Source organism: Ideonella sp. B508-1 (assembly GCF_000333615.1).
Taxonomy (GTDB): domain Bacteria; phylum Pseudomonadota; class Gammaproteobacteria; order Burkholderiales; family Burkholderiaceae_C; genus Ideonella.
In genome coordinates this window covers 1-1738 of record NZ_BADL01000561.1, presented here as the reverse complement: position 1 = coordinate 1738, position 1738 = coordinate 1, and the positions used below count along the sequence as shown (strand labels likewise).

Annotated in this window: 1 protein-coding gene and 1 pseudogene; both read left to right on the top strand. The window is 60.4% G+C overall.

The window, feature by feature from the left end:
* The first annotated feature begins 237 nt into the window (after positions 1 to 237).
* On the top strand, positions 238 to 975 hold the full coding sequence (locus I73_RS21995) for a hypothetical protein (RefSeq protein ID WP_374701974.1): 738 nt from the start codon (positions 238 to 240) through the stop codon (positions 973 to 975).
* Positions 976 to 1154: 179 nt separating this feature from the next.
* Positions 1155 to 1738 (top strand): annotated as a pseudogene (locus I73_RS34240) (transposase); the annotation flags it as partial.

Sequence of the window (1738 nt, the reverse complement as noted above, 5' to 3'; positions counted from 1 at the left end):
CTGTTTGCACTGGCTAATTCGTGGATAGTGCGCCGCAAACTACTGGGAGCGGCGGCATGAGTGCGTCCGCAGCTCAGCATGACTGCCTCGGTTGCAGCCGAATCGAGGCTGCGAGCCGGAACGCCAAAGTAGATCGGTGGACGGCGACATCACACTATGATTGGTTCAGCGCATCAGCATGCCGGGGCGTGAGTTGTGCAGACCGTCCTTGGGGATTCCATCGAACATATTTTGCTCATGTCAACGTACTACACCCCAACAGAAATCCATGCCATCTCGCAGGACGTCTTGCGCGTTTACCCGGCTGCGAGGATCCAACGAGAATACCTGAGGTTCATGTGGCGAGGAGTCGGGTTGCCGCAGGCTAGGGTGACTCGGGATCACCTGTGTTCTCCCTTGCAGAGCGCAGTTCGCTCTCGGTCAAAAAAACAGCTGCTTGATGCAGCGAATGACATTCATGACTGGGGCTTTGGGCAGCCTGTACCAAACCTTGTGCTGGGCGCCTCAAACTTCCTTCCGGCGCTGCTCGAAGTTCTTGCCGCATTTGATGGGACTACCCCCGCCTACACGTCGATGCAGGAGTCAACGTTAGTGGCGCTCCTCTCGATACCAGGTCTCGGAATCGCGACGGTGAGCAAATGGATCTGCTTCATGGATCAGAGTCGTTATGGAATCTTCGATTCGAGGGTTTCGATCGCACTGCGTGACGTTCAACTTCAGGACGTTCGGGCATTCCCGGTCATGGGACGACGGCCACTCGTAGGAAAACAAGCGTTCAGCTCCGACACCCAGATCCTCAGCAGTTCCACCAGAACCGCTCGTGCTTACTTGGACTATCTGGCCGTGCTTTCCAGCGTCGCCCGCGCTGTTCGACTGGACGCGGCCGAAGTGGAGATGGCGCTGTTCATGCTCGGGGATGTTTGGGCCGACGGGCAGCCCCCGCTGCGCAGTTTGAGGCGAGGTTCGTGGAAGTGATGTTGGAAGGGGGTACGAAGGGTAGCCCGTAGACGGAACCTGCTGCAGCGGGACTTCACGGCGGCGGCTCCGAACGTGAAGTGGACGCGCGACATCGCTTGCATTGATGCCGTAAGCTCCCCCACCAAGTAGACAGCTGAAACCAGAGAATGCGGCCCAACCCCGGAAGGAACAGGCCGATGAGGAAGAGCAAATTCACGGAGAGCCAGATCGTGGCGATCCTCAAGGAAGGTGAGGCAGGCGTGCCGGTGGCGGAGATCTGCCGCAAGCACGGGATCAGCTCGCCGACGTACTACGCCTGGAAGAGCAAGTACGCAGGTGCGACGGTGTCCGACCTGACGCGCATGCGCGAGCTGGAGGCGGAGAACGCGCGGCTCAAGCGCATGTATGCCGACCTGGCGCTGGAGAACGCAGCGATCAAGGACGTGCTGACAAAAAAATTCTGACGCCGTCCGCGAAGCGGCAGGTGGTGGCGGTCATGGTGACCGAGCACCGCTTGTCGGTTCAGCGAGCATGTAGAGCCACAGGCTTGTCGCGGGCGGCGTACTACAAGGTGCCGCCGCTGCCGCAGGAGAAGGATGCCGAGGTCATCGACGCGCTCAGCGGCGTCGTCGAGCGCAATGGCCGCTGGGGGTTCTGGAAGTGCTTCGACCGGCTGCGCCTGGATGGCCGGCCCTGGAACCACAAGCGGGTCTGGCGGGTGTACTGCGAGTTGGGCCTGAACATTCCTCGCAGGACGAAGAGGCGCATTCCCAAGCGCGAG

Coding starts and splice junctions, on each gene's coding strand:
- I73_RS21995 (WP_374701974.1), top strand. CDS start 238: ATGTCAACGTACTACACCCCAACAGAAATCCATGCCATCTCGCAGGAC.